This window comes from Candidatus Bathyarchaeia archaeon (genome assembly GCA_035283685.1).
GTDB lineage: Archaea > Thermoproteota > Bathyarchaeia > Bathyarchaeales > Bathyarchaeaceae > DATETJ01.
Map to the genome: position 1 here is coordinate 34,625 of DATETJ010000009.1, position 18,968 is coordinate 53,592.

Annotated in this window: 14 protein-coding genes; 10 read left to right on the top strand and 4 right to left on the bottom strand. The window is 47.4% G+C overall.

The window, feature by feature from the left end; genetic code table 11:
* Positions 1–33: 33 nt before the first annotated feature.
* On the bottom strand, positions 34–1,458 hold the full coding sequence (locus VJ249_06820; GenBank protein ID HKZ94273.1) for a trimethylamine methyltransferase family protein: 1,425 nt from the start codon (positions 1,456–1,458) through the stop codon (positions 34–36).
* A 177-nt stretch (positions 1,459–1,635) separates the two neighbouring features.
* On the opposite strand from VJ249_06820, the gene VJ249_06825 reads away from it, so the two are divergent.
* On the top strand, positions 1,636–2,286 hold the full coding sequence (locus VJ249_06825) for a cobalamin-dependent protein (GenBank protein HKZ94274.1): 651 nt from the start codon (positions 1,636–1,638) through the stop codon (positions 2,284–2,286).
* Positions 2,287–2,306: 20 nt separating this feature from the next.
* On the opposite strand, the gene VJ249_06830 is transcribed toward VJ249_06825, so the two are convergent.
* Positions 2,307–3,209 (bottom strand): tetrahydromethanopterin S-methyltransferase subunit H, encoded by a 903-nt coding sequence (locus tag VJ249_06830; protein ID HKZ94275.1) that lies wholly within the window; start codon positions 3,207–3,209, stop codon positions 2,307–2,309.
* Positions 3,210–3,346: 137 nt separating this feature from the next.
* Between VJ249_06830 and VJ249_06835 the strand changes: the two genes are divergently transcribed.
* Positions 3,347–4,513, top strand: a complete 1,167-nt coding sequence (locus VJ249_06835) for a saccharopine dehydrogenase C-terminal domain-containing protein (protein ID HKZ94276.1) — start codon at positions 3,347–3,349, stop codon at positions 4,511–4,513.
* 48 nt (positions 4,514–4,561) lie between these two features.
* Complete coding sequence (locus VJ249_06840) at positions 4,562–5,386, top strand: 3-keto-5-aminohexanoate cleavage protein (protein ID HKZ94277.1); 825 nt, start codon at positions 4,562–4,564, stop codon at positions 5,384–5,386.
* A 274-nt stretch (positions 5,387–5,660) separates the two neighbouring features.
* On the opposite strand, the gene VJ249_06845 is transcribed toward VJ249_06840, so the two are convergent.
* Together VJ249_06845 and VJ249_06850 are read right to left on the bottom strand one after the other, a co-directional pair.
* Positions 5,661–7,130, bottom strand: a complete 1,470-nt coding sequence (locus VJ249_06845; protein HKZ94278.1) for an ABC transporter permease — start codon at positions 7,128–7,130, stop codon at positions 5,661–5,663.
* Between the two features lie 5 nt (positions 7,131–7,135).
* Complete coding sequence (locus tag VJ249_06850) at positions 7,136–8,128, bottom strand: ABC transporter permease (GenBank protein ID HKZ94279.1); 993 nt, start codon at positions 8,126–8,128, stop codon at positions 7,136–7,138.
* 264 nt (positions 8,129–8,392) lie between these two features.
* Here VJ249_06850 and VJ249_06855 point away from each other — a divergent pair, with 264 nt between their 5' ends.
* The 7 genes from VJ249_06855 to VJ249_06885 all read left to right on the top strand — a co-directional run bounded on the left by VJ249_06855 (position 8,393) and on the right by VJ249_06885 (position 18,927).
* Positions 8,393–10,330: an ABC transporter substrate-binding protein gene (locus VJ249_06855; protein ID HKZ94280.1), complete on the top strand. Its 1,938-nt coding sequence runs from the start codon at positions 8,393–8,395 to the stop codon at positions 10,328–10,330.
* A gap of 23 nt (positions 10,331–10,353) precedes the next feature.
* Positions 10,354–11,901, top strand: coding sequence for a PKD domain-containing protein (locus tag VJ249_06860; protein HKZ94281.1), 1,548 nt, complete (start codon positions 10,354–10,356; stop codon positions 11,899–11,901).
* A gap of 57 nt (positions 11,902–11,958) precedes the next feature.
* The gene (locus VJ249_06865; protein HKZ94282.1) at positions 11,959–13,554 is read left to right on the top strand and encodes an exo-alpha-sialidase; all 1,596 of its coding nucleotides are present in this window, start codon (positions 11,959–11,961) and stop codon (positions 13,552–13,554) included.
* Between the two features lie 96 nt (positions 13,555–13,650).
* The gene (locus tag VJ249_06870) at positions 13,651–14,292 is read left to right on the top strand and encodes a cohesin domain-containing protein (protein HKZ94283.1); all 642 of its coding nucleotides are present in this window, start codon (positions 13,651–13,653) and stop codon (positions 14,290–14,292) included.
* 46 nt (positions 14,293–14,338) lie between these two features.
* Positions 14,339–15,319 (top strand): cohesin domain-containing protein, encoded by a 981-nt coding sequence (locus VJ249_06875; protein HKZ94284.1) that lies wholly within the window; start codon positions 14,339–14,341, stop codon positions 15,317–15,319.
* A gap of 112 nt (positions 15,320–15,431) precedes the next feature.
* Positions 15,432–18,155: a PKD domain-containing protein gene (locus VJ249_06880; protein HKZ94285.1), complete on the top strand. Its 2,724-nt coding sequence runs from the start codon at positions 15,432–15,434 to the stop codon at positions 18,153–18,155.
* A 67-nt stretch (positions 18,156–18,222) separates the two neighbouring features.
* A complete protein-coding gene (locus VJ249_06885) occupies positions 18,223–18,927 on the top strand; it encodes a dockerin type I domain-containing protein (GenBank protein ID HKZ94286.1) in 705 nt (234 codons plus the stop codon).
* Positions 18,928–18,968 lie beyond the last annotated feature (41 nt).

Below are 18,968 nucleotides of genomic sequence, written 5' to 3' on the forward strand. Positions count from 1 at the left end.
CTGGTCTTCAGGTGTTGACGCAGCGCCAGTATTCTAAGGTCCTAACGCTTTCGTCGCTGTTTTCACAATTTCGTCCACTTTACGCCCCACATCTTTATCGAGTTGAGGCGGCTGGTGCTCTGCCAGTATTTTCCTAGCTTTTTCTCGGGCTACATCTACTATGCTCTTGCTGCCCATTTTTTCCCAACGTGCTCTTGCGTCTTTGCTGGCAAGCTTGGGTCGGAAGTATTCGCTTTGGAAATGCTTTAGAGTGTGTTTCTGCTCCAGAAAGTTCGACGACTCTTTCACGACTTTTACTATTACGTCCGCCGCAAGTTTTTCCTCGTTAACGTCTATGCCCTTGGCTGCTCTAAATATCATTCCAAAGATTTCGTCGTCGATGACGAGTTGCTCATAACTTGCGGTTATTCCACCCTCTATGCATCCTGCACCTGACAAAGAGTTCGCTCCCGCTAGTGCAGGGAGAAGCCCACCCATTGCTCTCTCCATGCCTGACTGCTCATCCAAAATTTTGGAATCCGTGTCCAAACCATACACGTCGCATGGTAAACCATAATATTGTGCGAGCTGAACACAGCCTACATTCATCATGGTTGCCTCAATTCCGTAACAGGCTTGCCCAGTTAGCATATCCAATGGTATGCAGCGGGGCGAATATTGAACTGGGTTGCCCGGGTTTAGAAGCTGCACCATGGTTATGCCTGCCAGCATTTCAGCGTTTTGTTGAACTAGCGTCCCCGCAAGGGTAACAGGGCTAGTTGCTCCTGCTAGAGGACAGGGTAGCACGGCGATGGGCAAGTTGTACTTTGTTGCCCTAGTCGTTATTCTTGTTACCTCGGCTGAGAACTGAAGTGGACTGGTTGGAGAGGCACTGGCAGTTATTATCGGCTTTCTAGTTAGTTCTTCTTCTCCTTGAACTGCGATGATCATGTTGATTATGAACTTGAAGCTTTCATCGTTGAAAGGCGTGGCATCGAAGTTCTTTCCAGTGTTTCTCAGAACAGCGTCAACTGCATAAATATCCCTCAAACGTTCGTGAACATCGTTTGGATAGACTATCATCACTTGGGTGTGGATGTGCGGAAGCGCATCGACAACTGTGGTCAAGTCTTCAACGTCTTTCCGAGTTGCGGGTCGCGCCGCTCCCGAATTAAGGTCGAGTACGTTGGCAGCTCCACCTGTCGGATGAGCGTAGATTTTTCCATTTTCAAACTTCACGTTGTACTTCGGGTCTCGGGCGTAAAAAGTCACTTCGCTTGGAGCCTTCTTCAGGCACTCATCAACCATAACTGAAGACATTCTAACTCTCTTTTTTTCATAGTCGACGTTCGCTCCCATGTTTGCGAGAAACTTCAGAAAATCAGGGTCTTGGACTGATACGCCTGCTTCCTCCAAGACTGTCAGGCTGGCATTATGAATTTTTTCGATTTCCCCTTGGTTTAAGAACTTCAGCCACATTTTTACCCTTCCAGAGACATGCGCTACAAGTTGGAGTCTGGGTCTCTTTAGCGCTTTTAACAGTTTCTTACCCAACAGCTTTTGGAGCTATTCAAATAAGCATCGACTTTCTTTGAAGCATAGGTTTAAATCGAGAAGTACAAATTTCTAAGGCAACCAGATAAATGCGGTGTAACCATGAGCACGCTTGTCTCAACTCTTCGAGCAGAGCTACTTGCATTTGACGCAGACAAATTCGTCGAAACCGTTAGAAAAATGATAACGGAGGGCAATGACCCTATCCAAGTTGTCAACGCTTTAACGGAAGTGTTGAAAGAAATAGGCAAGGAATTCGAGAACGGAGAAATATTCCTGGTACACCTAGTGGTGGCAGGCGACGCTGCCAGAAGAGCCACTGTCGAGGTTTTGGAACCACTGATCAAGAAAAGCAGCGGAAAGAGACAAGCATTAGGAAAAGTCTTAATCGGCACAGTCGCAGGCGACATCCACGACATTGGAAAGAACATCGTTGCCATGATGCTTTTCACAGCAGGCTTTGAAGTGCACGACATTGGAAAAGACATTTCTACCGAAGACTTCGTGCAGAAAACTAGAGAGCTAAACCCTGATATAGTTGCTCTGTCCGCTCTCTTGACAACGACACTTCCAATTCAGTGTGAAGTCATCGAAGCTCTAAAGAAAGCTGACCTGAGAAAGAAAGTGAAAGTTCTCGTGGGAGGCGCCCCCGCTACAGCAAAGTGGGCTGAAGAAGCTGGAGCCGACGGCTATGGCGAAGACGCAATAGAAGCCGTCAGAATCGCGAAAAAGCTTTTGAATGTAAATGATTAACGAATCGGTTACATATTTTTCTAGGCAATTCTGAAAATTGGATGAGATGCAGCGGGCATCTTTCCGTTCTCCATTCGTAGCTGAGCGAAGGCAGAGTCTACCAAGGCAACTGCGGGGAACACGAATGGCGCGTCTTCTATTGGTCCGTAGAGTATCCAGTCGGCTCCCGCTGCAACCGTTAAGGCGTTGGCAACGGCTATGCAAGGCTTGACAGCTTGGAGACCCATCTTGGTTCTCAGCCCCTTCCATGTACCTATAGCGTTGTGAGCCCCACACCCAGTGGGGTACCCTAATTCGCTTTTCAGTTCAAGGGTCGCTTTAAACGCCGAGCCCAAGGTTGGCACATCCAGCACACATGTGTCAACTAGTATTTTTTTGATGCCGCTCTGAAGGGCTCTGGGCAGAAGCTGCTTTATCGCCTCAATTCTGCCCGCGACGGTCATACTTTTGGCGTTGAAGGCTAACAAGACAGCTGATTCGATTCCAGCTTCCATGATTTTCTCGTATTCGACGCTTTTGGATTCAGGAGTGAGCGAATTGTAGACGCAACGGTTCAGAATTCCAGTTTGTTTCGCATAGTCTAGTCCTGCAACTCTAACTTCGGCTGAAGGCGCGTCCACGAAAATTGGTGCACTTGTAACTGAAGTTATAAAATCCAGTAGTTGGCTTACCCATTTTTTAGAGGGCAAGACGACATCGAGCATACAGGGCAGTCCGGTTTTGTCCGAGAATTCCTCCTGAGTCCTCATTAGTTCTTCAGCTTTGCTCCGGTTGAAGTCACCGGTTTCTTCTTGAAAGCCCAAAGTCTTCTGCCTGTGATAGAAGATTGATCCAACTAGGACTGTGGGGCTTTCGCCTAGCGTTCCGCCGATGGATACTTCTCCCACTTTGAACTTTTTTTGTTCGGATTTCTGTTGCCACATTGTCTAATGCCTCAATAAGTCTTGCAGCGTTGGAACTAACTCAGGTTCGTTGCTTTATGTTTTGCTCTGCCGTTTCCTGCTCTGGCCAAGTTCCTGGAATGGCTGGGGCAAGTTTTAAGCATGCACTCTCTAGATGAATGTCTGGGTTTGATTTGAAAATAATCGCGCTAGGTTGCGGCAACATAGGATCGATTGCAGCTGGAGACTTGGCTCAGAGTCTACCTTCAGCGAAAATCGTGGTGGCTGACGTTGACCAAGCCCGAGCTCAACAGACTGCTGCCAAAATCGGTCGAGACAACGTTGAAAGCATGGCTGTAGACGCCTCCAACTATCGCGAGCTTGTGAGAACAATGAAGGAGTTCGATCTAGCTGTTGGCGCACTGCCAGGTTTCATGGGTTTCAGAGCCTGCAAGGCTTCAATCTCAGCGGGCGTTGACATGGTTGATGTTTCTTTCATGCCCGAGGACGTTATGATGCTGTATAAAGACGCTTTGAAAGCCAATGTCTGTGTTGTCCCTGACTGTGGAATGAGCCCGGGGTTAGGTAGCATATTGGTTGGACACGCGGTTAGTCAAATGGACCAAGTTGAGAGCGTTCACTTGTTAAACGGGGGGTTGCCAGAGAAGCCTCTTCCTCCATTGGACTATGTGATCACCTGGTCATCGAAAGACCTTATTGAATTGTACACTCGAAGGGCAAACATTGTGCGAAATGGCAAAACCATTCAAGTCGAAGCGACCACTGGTCTTGAAGAGATTACGTTTCCGCATGTTGGCAGGTTACAGGGTTTCTACACCGACGGATTGAGAACGTTGCTTCACACGGTTAAAGGCACAAAGGAGATGTGGGAGAAGTCGCTGAGATATCCCGGACACATTGAAAAAATGAACTTACTTAAAGCTCTCGGCTTTCTCGAAGAGAGACCGGTGAAGGTTGATAGTGTAAGCGTTTCACCACGAAGTCTTACCGAAAAACTGCTAGAGATAAAATTAAAGAGGCCAGGAACTCCAGATTTTGTTGCTATGCTTGTTGAGGTCGCTGGGCTGAAAGATGGGAGAAAAGTCAGGTTTACGTATCAGATGCTGGACCGCTTTGACAAGAGGCGTAAGGTGACAGCCATGGCGAGGACCACGGCTTATACCGCTTCGGTTGTGGCTCAGCTTGTAGCCAAGAAGACCTTGGATGAGAAAGGTGTGATTCCACCCGAGAGGCTTGGTATGAACGGGAAGCTCTATACGAAGTACATTAACATGATGAGGCAACGAGGCATTATTGTCAAGGAGAGCAAGAAAAGAATAAACTAATTCTTTTGACCTCAGTTTGTCTTTTGAGAGGGTGAATAAACGGATAAATTGATAATCACTGTGGCTCCAACCGGCTCGGTGCCCCGGAAAAAAGACACATCCTATGTGCCGGTGACACCGGACGAGATTGCAGAGACAGCTTACCTTTGTGAGCAAGAAGGTGCCTCAGTTATCCATGTCCATTGCCGAGACGAGAACGAGAACCCTACATCCGACTACAGTGTGTTCAAAGAAACTGTGGACAAGGTACGGAAGCGCACGCATCTTATCGTTATGGCGTCGACAAGTGGCGTCGCAGGCAAGTCTGACGAGGAACGAGCCCAACCGCTTAAGACCAAGCCTGAGATGGCCAGTCTCACAACGGGTTCGATTAACTTTGCAGGTCGCAAACCCTCAATGGTCTATGTGAACACGTGGGAAACAGTGACTTTCCTTGCTGGGAAAATGCTTCATCTTGGCATCAAGCCGGAAATCGAAGCGTTTGATGTTGGTTTTATTCACCAAGGCATTAAGCTTGTCCAGCAAGAACTTGTCAAGCAGCCAGCGCACTTTCAATTGGTGATGGGAGTTGACGGTGGCATTCCAGCAACTCTAGACAACCTGCTGCACATGACGCGGCAGTTTCCTGAAAAGGCGACGTTCAGTGTTGCAGGAATAGGCCGGTGGCAGTTGCCCGTGACTACTACGGCTGTGGTTCTAGGCGGGCATGTCCGAGTTGGACTTGAAGACAACATCTATTACGCCAAGGGCAGGCTTGCGGCAAATGAGGAGTTTGTTGCTAGGACGCGCAAACTGGCTGAGCACCTTCAGCGTGATTTAGCTTCGCCTAATGAAGCGAGAAGGATTCTGGGGCTGAAACCACGCCTTCGTTGATTCGGATTCCATCACCTAAGGAGTTGACAAGATGGCAAAGATTGTTGGTCTTGAAGCTTTTCGCGTGCGCGTTCAGGCCAGCTAGGAGATCATGAAGAAGTGTCTCATAGCTAGCCCGCTACGAATAATTGGTTGAGCTTCGGGAAGGAACATGGGCGACGGGATGCCTGCAAAGGTCAAGGGTTAAGAAAAAGCCTCTTTCTATATTGATCGCGCGCGCAGCGTTCCATTCTAGTGCGCGGATCCAAGACCTCGTTATGACTTCAGATAGCTTTTATTGCCTTTGACGCAGTTTCGGGTTCAATATTTCGTCTAACGCGTATCCGATGAGTATGAATGAGATTGAGATTGCTGCTATAGACAAACCTGGTGGAACTATCCACCACCATCTTCGAAAGCCTCCTGGTAGTTCCAAAGCTTCGTTCAGCATTCGTCCCCATGTCATGACGAAGGGATCGTAGAGACCCAAGAAACTTAGGTATGCTTCCGCCATGATGGCGCTAGGCACCGACATGGCCAACGTAACGTAGACTAGATTCATTACATTGGGAAGAATATGTCGTCCTACAATGTGAACCTTACCTGCTCCCACAGCCTTAGCAGCTTCAACGAAAGCTCTTTCCTTTAGGCTAAGCGCTTGTGATCTCACTGTCCTCGCAAATCCCATCCATCCAAGGAGACCAATTATTCCAATGATGTTCCATATTGAAGGACCTAACACTGCTACGATTACAAGGAGCAGCGGCAGTTCGGGTATGACAAGTAACATATCCGTGAATCTCATCATGACCTCGTCGACTACTCTCCCAAGATAACCTGCAAACAACCCTACAGCTAGTCCGAGACTCACGGATATTAACGATGCAACTACGCCTACAAGAAGTGATATTCGTGTTCCATACACAAGCTGGGTAAACACATCAAGCCCAACGTTGTCGGTTCCAAACAAACCAAAGCAGGATCCGTAGAGTCTCAGATCAAGATCGTCAACATAAATAGATGCTCTTTGCACTTCGCCCTTAAACACTACTTCAACGCCGTACTTGTAATTAGCTTGCACGGCGAATGTTGTTTTCTGCGGGTCTATGCTGTATGAATCTATCAACGGCGGGTAAACATAATCACTGTAGACGTTTGGTGTAATCCACGCTTCGCTTTGGTAGTCTCCTCCTTGTTTCGCGCTCCACAGATACTTTGGCTCCCCGTCAGCTCGCTGAATGAAGACTTTGATTTCTACGCCCCATTGTGAAGCATTCTTGACGCCTTCCACAAGTATGAAAATTTCACCTCGGAATCTTTTTGGAGGACCTTCGAAAGGGTAGTAGAACTCTTTGGTCAGAATGGCTTTAACCTGTTCAGTTGATCCAGCACTGTCTCGCTGGAAATCTATGGCGACACATCCCGGATCGCCCTCAGGTCTTCCTATGTCAGAAACGTACCTAAGTGTGAGGTCTCCTCCAGGTGTCAATGTTGTAAAGACCCATTGTCCAACTGACGTGCCATAAAGGAATCCTGGGTCGTCAATAGGGAAAAGGTTCTCACTCGTCTTTTCATATCCAGGCATATATCTAAACCACGCAGGATAAGCAAGATCGGCTGCTATCACACGCTTCGAATAGATTGGACTAAATGGCGTTATCAAAGGAGCGCCAAGTGCCAGAAGGCCGAAAAAGGCGAGAATCGCGATCCCAATCACTGCTCTTTTGCTACGCACCAAAACTTTCAAGAAGTTCAAACTGGGCATTTCTTTCACCCATATTTAATCCGCGGATCGACAGACCCGTAGACTATATCAGCTATGAAATTCGCCACTATTACGCACAAAGCTATGAGGTAGAAGATAGCTTGCATCGCTGGAAAATCCATGTTGTCTATAGATTGCCAAATCCAGTATCCGAGACCTGGATATGAGAAAACAGTTTCAGTTAGTGTTGCCCCGGAAAGCATGAATCCAAACTCGATTGCTATATAAGTTATCACGGGAAGTGACGCATTCTTAAAGGCGTGTTTGAACAAAATCGTCCTCTCACGCAAACCCTTAGCTCGCGCAGTGATCAAATAATCCTCAGAAAGAACCTCAATCATTGACGCTCTTGTCAAAAGAAGATAACTTCCAGCTAGAATTATTACCAGAGCAGTAGCTGGCAAGACAAGGTGTTGAAGCCTGAAGGCAAGCTCTACTAGTGGATTAGTTGGCCATCTGCCTGGGAGATTCCATTCCTGAGGATAGGACATCCCGATTGGAAACCAGCCTAATGTGTAGGAGAATATGAGGATCAGGAGCATTCCTACCCAAAAAACTGGTAGCGAATTTCCTACTATTGATAAGAGTGAAGACGTAGTATCGAAAATTCCTCCGCGTTTATGTGCTGCAAGGATTCCTAAAACCAATCCGATCGCAATGGATATGATCTCTGCTGTTATTACTAATGCGAAAGTTGTCAAAAGGCGTGAGCCAATCTCGTCGTATATGAGTCTTCCAGTGAAGTAAGAGTAGCCAAATTGAAAGGTCAGCATGCTTTGAACATATTTGACATATCTGATATGGGGTGGATCAAGAAGCCCAAAACGTCTCAGTTGGTACTCGATTTGGTCTTCTGTGCGCAGCCTCGAAACGTCGGCCAAACGTGACATAGGTCCCCCGGGCATCATCGTGAATATAACAAAGTTGAGTGTAATGACCAGAAATGTAAGCGCCACAGAATACAGGACTCTTTTTGATATGTACCCTCGTAGGCCCAAAGCCCTCTTCTCCTCTGCCGCTGATGTTAATCAAGACTAGAACAACGGGTGTATTTTAGTTTTAGCCCTATGCACTGAATTGACACCAGCGCACGCGTAGAAGTAACTTCCAGAAGCCTTAAACCCTACGTCAATCATATTTTATATTACTGAATAGAGAGGAGAATAAAAGAAATGCATTGCTATTCAAAGAATTTAGTGAGTATTCTGCTTTCTATAACGCTAGTCCTAACGTCCACTATGTCTTTCATGTCTGTTTCACCAGTGAGCGCACAGTCAGAAACCTATGAAGCCTTTGGACCACGACTTAACGAACTTCTTATCAAAGTGTATCTTGGCGGTCGTGATGCCGAGTTTGGGGCTCTGAAAACCGGGCAAATAGACATCGTAGATTGGCCTTTAGACTATGACACCTACCTCGAACTCTTAGGCGACCCGGACAATTTCGGGGTAGAAACTCTGACTATGATTGACATGTACAACCTGGAACTCAACAACATAAAATGGCCAACAAGCGACGTTAACGTGAGAAGAGCGATAGCTCATCTGTTTGATAGATCAACGTTTCTCACTACACAGCTGAAATCCTTCAGCGGTGTCATGTTGGATTCACCCATAGCAACTGAATGGACGCAATGGCATAGTCCCACTGTGAGGGTATATCCTTATAACCCAACTACAGCGGCACAAATACTCACAAACGCGGGCTATTATGATGACGATACTGATGGAATGAGAGAATATCATAACGCGACAGGTAGATACGAACTGCCAACGATGAAGTTCTACATAAGGGCCGACGATCCTGACAGATTGGCTTGGGGCAGAGACTATATGCTTTACGAAATTGCAGCACTCGGACTCCCTGTTGAAGGCCTCGTTAGAGACAAGACAGTTTGCTGGGCAGAAGTAATGAAAATGCCATACGACTATAACATATACACTGGTGGGTGGGGACCCTATGTAGACCCAGACTTCCTATACGACCAGTATCACAGCAAGTTCGGAATAGACTATTGGACTGCAGGAAGAGATTGGGCAAACAATTACGTGTTCTTCACTAACTCGACGTTTGACTATTGGGCTGAGCAGCTCAAGTTCGCAGTAGATATGCCTTCTGCGGAATTACCCGCCAAGAAAGCTCAAGATATACTGATGGATCAGGTTCCCATGATTCCAGGATGGCACTCTGCAGGTGCTATAGGTTACAGAAAGAACTACGGCCACCACACGGGTGAAGAGGCATACTGGGATAAACCATGGAAGGGAATTGTCAACACTAAAGTGATCTCTGGAATGGGCACTGCCGGAGCAAACGGCTTGTGGACTTTCTACAGCGTCCACCCTGAAGGCTTTGAAAGAGGCGGCACATTCAGATATGGCTTCATGAACGATGCTGACGTTTTCAACCCTGTTCAAGCCGATTTCTATTGGGATTGGGAATTCCTGAACAAAGTCTATGACTTTCTAATAACTGCCGACCCCGAAACAGGAGCTAATATACCTTGGATGGCGAAGAGCTGGACAGTGGGCACATGGGACAAAGGAGGAGGCTCGCTTGCCACAAAGATTACCATGGAACTCTATCAAAACATCCTGTGGCACGACGGCCAACCGTTCACCGCATATGACGTTGAATTTACTCTTCCCTACATGAAAGCCGCCTACTCTTCCTTGTTCTATCCCTATACCGTAAACCTGCACCACGTAACGGCAACAGGCACATACACTGTGGAGATTTATTACGATGTCCTAAGTACCTGGGCTCTTCACTGGGCCGGAGGAATACCAATGATTCCCAAGCACATCTGGCAGAGCATACCTCCAGAAGCATCTCGAGAGCAAGGCGAATACGAAACCACTGGTCACCTGACGGGGACTGGACCATATAGGTTTGTCAGCCGTGAGCAAGGTCAGTCAATAACCCTTGTGGCTAACCCAACTTACTTCAGAAAACTTGTACGGCCAGACTTCTACACAGGTGGACAAGCAATTCCATATCACAACGGAAAGATTGACCTAGACGACTTCCAAGCTGCGGTATTTCACTACGGTGAAGCATCTCCATGGTCGCATGCAATTGACCCATGGTCCGACGTGAACAAAGACTTGGTCATAGAATTGGACGACGTCATGGAAATCGGTGTTCGCTACGGACAAACAGGATACCAGAATGGCTACCCAGGGTTCTACTATCCATAACACGAACAGGAGAGTGAAATAGAATGAAAATAAAAAATATGATTTGGCTGTCCCTAGTAGCCTTGTTGCTCACAAGCACCATGGCGGGCATAGCGCCCGCGCCAACAACAGCTCGAGTATATGTTGATCCGTCAGCCATCGTGGATCCAACAAAGGTTGTGGGAAGTGTCTTCGCTGTCAGTGTCAATGTCGCAGATGTAGCCAATCTCTACGGCTGGAGCTTCAAACTGTTCTTCAACCCCAGCGTAATTCAAGTAACAGCAATCACTCTTCCATCACCTAGTTTCCTTCGGTCCGCTGGCCCAACCATGGTCCTTTCGAGAAGATATGACAACGCTGTAGGCTACGCCTACGTAAGCGAAGTGCTGAGAATCCCATATCCACCTTCGGGAGCAAGCGGCAGCGGAATCTTCGCCACCATCTCATTCCAAGTGGTTGGCGTGGGTGTAACCATGTTGGACCTGCAAGAGACCAAACTCAACACTGTGATTGCAGGAAACACTGTTCCTATGCCACACCTAGCTGAAGACGGTTTGTTTGACAATAGGGTGACTAATCAGCCACCAGTTGCCATCTTTTCGGTGACTCCATCAATTGGGACAGTAGGAACCGTGTTCAAGTTTGATGCCAGCGCTTCCCATGACGACGCCTGGATAGCGAGTTACCTCTGGGACTTCGGTGACGGAACTAATGCCACAAACAAGGTAATGGAAAGGACATGGGACTCGGGCACTGAGGGAACATACACCATCACTCTGACTGTAACGGACAACAACGGCGCGAGCGACTCGGCTCAATACGCTCTAACAGTCTACGCATGGATGCAAGCTGGAGATCATCCAGACCTCATAAAAACCCTGATTTGGCCAGAACGTCCTGTGTTCAAAGAAGCCGATTTCGGAGAACACGAAACGCTTTGGGCAAAAGTTGGCAACCCGACCGACCAGTCTTACCAAGTGCGAGTTGCCTTTGACATATACAGCAAAGACGAAGGCCTGAAACTGGGAACTATCAGCACCGCAGTTGAAACCATACTTCCGCACGAAGAGAAAGACCTTCCAGCTGACTTTTTCCTAGGCGATTCTAGATGGAAGACCACCACAGGTCCATATAACTGGCCATATTGGGTCAAGAAGTACTGGGCGATAGGAAGATGCTTCTACCTCGACGAACCCACCATGGAATGGAAGGCGGGAATCTTTCCGGGACCCAACCAATTCAAGATACATCCAGTAGTTCACGACCGCGCCATAATAGCCATGTCTGCCAACGCCAGCGGATCAAATCCAGCCCACGTCGGGGACCTGGTTGAAATCACCATCACCCTCGAAAATCAAGGCGAACAGATAGAACACGAAATTCCTCTAACCTTGCGCGTGTTTAAGGTGGGCACAATTGGCACGGCAACACCTACTTTGACGATTGGACAAAGTGAGACATTGACTTTCTACTGGGAAATAACCGCTGACCTCGGACCCGGCAACTACGTTATCATTGCTGAAGCAGGCCAACACCCATACGAAAGAGACATCATCGACAATTCGATGTACGTACTAGTTGCTGTTTCCTAGCAAAAGGAAGCAGCCATCATCCCCTTTTTTGTTCATTCAGTCAGGAGTCGTCTACCAATGGAGAGAAAATTCACATCTCTCACGATTGCAACGCTTCTTTTATTGGCGACCTTGTCAGCGGCTGTGCAACTCAGCCGTGCTGTCACTTGGTCAACCGACGTAAGATTGACAACTGATCCCAGCGATGATTGGGATCCATCTATCACCCAGACAAGTGATGGAAGAATATGGGTGACTTGGCATTCGGGCAGAACAGGAAACTATGAGGTTTTTTATAAGATTTCTTCCGATAATGGCATTTCTTGGTCCGACGACATCCAGCTGACTTTCGATACCTATCGAGATTCTCATTCGTCAATTCTGCAGACCGCTGACGGAAGAATATGGATTGTTTGGGATTCTGATAGAACGGGTGATTTCGAGCTTTACTACAAGACATCGATTAACAATGGAGCATCGTGGTCTGGGGATACTCGTTTGACAGTAGATCCCGCTCGTGACAGCTATCCCTCAATTATGCAATCATCAGACGGAAAAGTTTGGATTTTTTGGAGTTCTGGCAGAAACGTAACGGTATCGCCACCCGACCCGACATACGAGCCGTCGGCTAACGTTTTCTTCAAGTCTTCTTTTGACTCTGGCCAACCATGGTCTGATGACACGCTACTTGTGACTGACTATAAGAACAACTATTGGGATGACTTGTATCCGTCATGTATGCAAGCGGCAAACGGTAGCATATGGGTAGTTTGGGCTAAAGAGGCACGGGAGATCTACGCGAAAACTTATAATGGCACTCACTGGTTGGGAGAAGTGCGGTTGACAACCGATCCAAAAGATGACACACATCCGTTTATAATGCAAACTGCAAACGAGAGGATCTGGGTTTTTTGGGACTCTGACAGAAACGCACATGATACGGACATATACTATAAAATCTTTGATGGGTCATGGACAAATGATGTTCAGTTAACCACGTCGATGGAAGATGATGATTGGCCGAGTGCCGTGCAGACTAACGACTTAAGAATCTGGGTAACGTGGAACTCTCCGCGATACCCTCAGCTGGTCTACGACATATTCTATAGGAGCGGTGTTGAGCTTCATGATGTTGCAGTGCGTAGTGTAACGCCGTACACTCCTAGCCACAATAATATTACCTTCGCGTATAGAGGAGAAATTGTTTATTTTGAAGTAGAGGTTGAGAATCAGGGAGAAGGAAAGGAAACTTTCGAAGTCAAATGCTACGCTAACTCAACGCAGTTGGGCCAGACAATAGTGACTTTGGATTCTGGGAGGTCTTTTGTTTTAGTTTTTGAGTGGAATACGACCAAAGTCAAGCCTGGGATCTATGTGCCAAACGCAGTCGCAGTTGCTGTTCAAGGAGAAGTAGACACTTCAGACAACTATTTTGCTGGTGCTTCATTTGTGGTTAGGATTAGAGGCGACATATGCGGTTGGTACAGTGGCGTTTTGATGCCCTTTCCAGACAAGCGTGTTAACCTTGATGATTTCATGGTGGTTGTGTTTAACTACGGCACGGCAGATCCATCTTGGAATCCAGTTTGGGGTCCAGCTTGCGATATCACTGAAGATAGTGTGGTGGACATTGACGATGTCATGACGGTGAGTATTCATTATGGAGAGACATAACGCTTCAACCCAAGCAGCGCGGCAGGATTGTGCAACTAGCGAAAGTTTCATAAATTTACGCTTCTACACTGTAGAAATCCTCGAAGCGTGGTGCTATTGATCAAGAACCTGAAGCTGCTCTTCCTGTTCTGCGCTCTTGGATACATCCTCATTGCCAAAGAAGTAGCAATTGCCTCCCCAGCAGCCGAGATCGCTATGAAGCCTGCAGAGGTACTGGATGTATCAGCTGGCGCAACGTTCTATGTTAACCTGACTATAACTAACGTAAACAACCTTTATGGTTGGCAAGTGAACGTCACGTTTAATCCAAATATACTAAACGTGGCTAGCACCGATGAGGGCCCATTTCTCAAACAAGTAAACGAGACCGTAGTCATGAAGAGAGTGAACAACGAAGGCGGCTTTCTGCTTCTGTCGTCATCATTTACGGTTCCTTATCCAACGCAGGGAGCTACAGGAAGCGGGCTTCTCGCGACTGTAACATTCACTGTGAAAGGCCAAGGGGCTTCGTCTTTGAACTTCGTAAAGGGGACCAAGCTGAACACTGTGCCGCCGCCTTACCAAACGGTGCTTCCTATTACGGATTTTACCTCAGTTGGTGGGTCTTTTAGAAATGCGACCGGCGGTTTGGAACTTGGAATTCCGTTAGAGTGGATAGCAGCCATAGTAGTTGTCATTGTGGCAGTCGGTGCCTCAGTGCTCTTCATCACGAGAAGGAGAAAAGGGCGGTCCAGATAGAAATCAAGCGTAATCTGACAAATTTGATTTGTGAGGTAAACAGAAAATGAAACAGCGTCTGTTGCGAACGTTGTTTTTTGGCTCTTTGCTAATTGGGTTCACATTTACGTTGGGTGCCTGCGGTATTGCGCTAGCCTCTCCAGACACCACAGTTTATTTGGAGCCTGAAACAAGTGCTTGGTTGCCTAGTACAGTGTTCAACATCACTGTTTCCATAGCTGACGTTTCTGAACTTTATGGTTGGCAGTTCAATCTCACCTTTAATCCGGCTGTTCTCGAGGCGCTTGAGTTCTACGAGGGCCCGTTTCTCAAGCAAGCCGCGCTAGCGCAGGGTGGAGACACGTATGAGTTGCCGACGACTCTCAACAATACAGCGGGCTGGGTGTTCGCAGGTCGTGCTTTCAGTACACCCTTAGACCAAGGAGCAAGTGGCAGCGGAATCCTTGCTTACGTGACGTTTAATGCGACGGCTGAAGGAACAAGTAGTTTGGAGTTTTATGCTCCTGGAACAGACACTTTCCTTAATACAATGAACCCAGACACGCAACTGCCGGAACGCATAAGCTTTACTCCAGTCGGCGGTTCAGTCAATGTGGCGCTAGTGCATGATGTAGCCGTTACTGGTCTGACGGTTTCTGAATCGAGGGTTACGGTTGGAGCTAACGTGTCCGTTGTAGTGAACGTTAAGAATAACGGAAGCGTAGCAGAAACATTCGATGTTACTTTATCCTATGACTCTACAGTCATAAAAATCCAAACTGTGAGTGGACTTGCGCCAGGCGACTCGGAATCGTTGAGTTTCACTTGGAATACTAAAGAGTTGGCCACACAAGACTATACGATAACCGCCACCGCGAGTACTGTTTCAGGCGAAACTCAAACATCTAACAATGCTGACAGCGTCGTTGTCTCTGTAGTATCACCTGCGCCTATTGTTCCGATGGAAGTGTTAGTTGCGGTTATCGTAGTGATAGTAGTTGTGGGTGCGATAGCATTCTTCTACGTGAAACGCAGATCAAAAAAGTAGCCCGTAGGCTTTCTTTTCTTACAGCTTCATCTTTCCTGCAATATAACGATAGGCTGAGTAAGCTTGATAAAGTCCATGAACGCTCTTATATTCACGGTTAAGAGAGGGGAGAATGATGGCGTCTAGAAGAAGATTATCATGGGCTCTGCTTGGAATTCTGTTTCTCAGCCTCGTAGCAATACAAGGAGTTTACTTGGGAAAGGCTCCGACAATACCAAATGTCTTCGTTGACCCCCCAGAAACAATTGATCCCGGCAAGATCGTGGGAAGTACTTTCACGATAAATGTGAACGTTTCAAATGTCCAAGAGCTTTACGGCTGGCAGGTTAACATGACGTTCAATCCAGCCGTTGTGAACACGACGGTCCTCTCCATTAAGGAGGGCCCTTTCCTTAAACAAAGCGGCTACCCAACCCAAGCACTCGCCAAGAAAGTAAATAATACGCTTGGCACCATTTTGGTCGGATACATGCTGAAGTTCCCCTACCCTCCCCATGGAGCCTCTGGCAGCGGAACCCTAGTTAATATCACCTTCACGGTCAGGGCAGAAGAAAGAGGCACTCTCCTACGGTTCGTAACAGGAACGAAACTGAATACAGTTGTAGGTACCACTCTTGTACCAATAGAACACACAACAGAAGATGGCCTCTTTGACAACAGAACAGGAAATGCATCTCCACTTGCCAGCTTTTCAGCTGACCCGTCTACTGCCGGCGTGAGTGACACCATTAGGTTTAACGCTTCCGCCAGTTACGACCCTGACGCCTGGCTGGTTAGCTATCATTGGGATTACGGAGACGACGAAACAGAAGTCTACATGCGAGGACCTCTAAAGAACATAAACCTAACAGCTAAAACAACGCACACCTACACTCATGCTGGAATCTACACCGTCGCCCTCACAGTCACAGACAACGATGGTGCAACAGCCACAACAACAGCCAGCGTGACAATAGGTAATGATGTAGCAATCATCGGAATCAAAACCTCACATATTGCAGTGATGCCCGGAGTCCCAGTAACCATCAACGCCACCGTGGCAAACGAGGGCTATGGCTACGTGGAAAGCTTCAACGTTACGGCTTACTACAATGACACGGCTATTGAAACGCAAGAACTAGTTGACTTTGCACCTCAAACGGAAACGACGGTTATTTTCACATGGAATACGACAAGTGTTAGCTTAGGCAAGTACATAATAAAAGTCAATGCCACCGTTGAAGAAGATTACGAAAAGAGCAATAATGAGTTAGTCGACGGCGCGATTACAATCTCGCTAACCAATATCGTGGATTACCCAGTTGTCGTAGGCGGCTTCACATTCCACGTCATCGTGGAAAGCACCTCCATCACTTCAGATTTCAATTTTATTCGAGTAGACAAGAGAATAGGCTTCAACGTTACGGGAGAAACTGGCACCGGAGGTTTCACCAATGTTACTATTCCAATAGACCTTCTAGGTGGTCCTTACACGGTTTTCTTCGAAGACGCCTCTATAATTCCGGAGCCACAAGAGACAACAAATGGAACTCACACATTCCTGCATTTCACCTACGCACATAGCTCTCACATGGTGGAGATACATGGTACAACCGTGGCCACTCCCCCTATAGCGATCTTCACAACCTCAACATCACGCGCAGTCGCTGGCACACCAGTAAGCTTCAACGCCACTGATAGCTATGACCCAGACGGAAACATAGAACACTACCACTGGAACTTTGGCGACGGCAACATCACCACAGTCGATGACCCAATCATAACGCACTCCTATACATCAGCAGACAACTGCACAGTGACTCTCACCGTGGAGGACAACAAACAGCTAATCAATTCAGCTCAAGCTACTATCACAATCATAGACCATCCCAACGCTGATTTCACATATTACCCCACTGCTCCCCTCGTGGATGCAACGGTGACCTTCAACGCGTCAAACTCACAGGCAAATGGCGGAAAAATAATCAACTACAGATGGCACTTCGGCGACGGAAATTCTGCCATTGGGATAACGGCGAACCATACCTACGGCGCAACTGGAAAGTATGAAGTCGTTTTGAACGTCACAGATGACGAAGGGCTCTGGGACATTGAAACAAGAAATGTGACGATTTCAATCCACAACATAGGCATCACGGCTCTCACAGCCACTCCAGACTCGGTCAGAATCGGGCAACAAGTGACTATAAGCATTACAGTAACTAACAAAGGCAACTTCGCAGAAACCTTCGACATCACAGCCTACTACGACGACACAGCCATTCAATCAATAACAGCTACAAACCTAGCCACTGAAGCATCTGAGACAAAAACCATTCTCTGGGACACCACGGAAGTCAATCCAGACACCTACAACCTAAAAGCAATCGCAACCGCTGTAACTGGAGAAACCGAAACAAACGACAATACATTCATCGTTGAAAACGCTGTGTCAATTCAAAAACTAGACAGTCAATTGTCAATATCCGCATCGCCAACCGTCTTCACGCTTGGAGCAACCACAAACATCAATGGAACAATCAGCCCAATCCGCCAAAGTGCAACCATCACAATACTCTACAAACTGGTCGACGAACAAACATGGAAAACACTAGGCACCGCAACCACAAATGCACAAGGCCAATACACCATTGACTGGAAGCCCGATGGAGTCGGAACCTACGAGATCATAGCCAGCTGGCAAGGAGACACAACGACCTTCCCAAGTGAAAGCACGCCTGAAACAATCACTGTTCAGGAACCGCCAACCACAACATTGCTCTATATAGGAGCCGCCGTCATAACGATCGCGGTTGCAGCCGCAGCATTCTACTTCCTCAGAAGTAGGAAACACTAGAAATATGAAAGTGGAAAACTTGATAAATATGACCAACGCATGTATAAATAAGAGAGGGGAGAGTCCAATGAAGGGAAAATTATCCCCACTGCTCATGCTAGCAGTTGTTCTAGCCATTCTGCTTACCCCAAAACCGGTCTCATCACCGCCTACAACAGTGGTTGGCACACAACCTTTACCAAGCACTGCCGCAGCAGGTACGAACTTTAACGTCAACGTCACAATAGCAGATGTCCAGAATCTTTACGGCTGGGAGATCAACATGACCTTCAACCCAATCGTCTTGAACGTTTCAGACATGGTTGAAGGGCCTTTCCTCCTTGATTTCGCGGATTTGATGGGAGTCAGCACTTGGCCGCTGGGCCCACTAATCGACAACGACGTTGGCTGGGTTCAAATGTCAAACTCCCTCTTTCCACTTCCAGATCCCCCCGACGGAGCCGACGGCAGCGGAGTCCTTGCAACGATCACTTTCCACGTACTCACCAATGGCACAGTTCCTCTGCACTTCAACGAGACACTGCTCAATACGAATGTTGGTGGTCTTCCAACACCTATCCCGCATACAGCTAGAGACGGCTTCTTCCAATTACCGCTAGGTGACATAAACAGCGACGGCATAGTTGCAATCAGAGACCTAAGAATCCTTGGAAAAGCCTATGGCAGCGCATTCGGTCAACCATCGTATAACCCAGATGCAGACCTGAACAAAGATGACCTAGTCAATCGCAGTGACCTTATCATTGTCAGCGGCAACTATGGAAGAACTTAGGCCTTCGTTTCCATGCGAGGGAAACGCCTTCAGACCAAGCA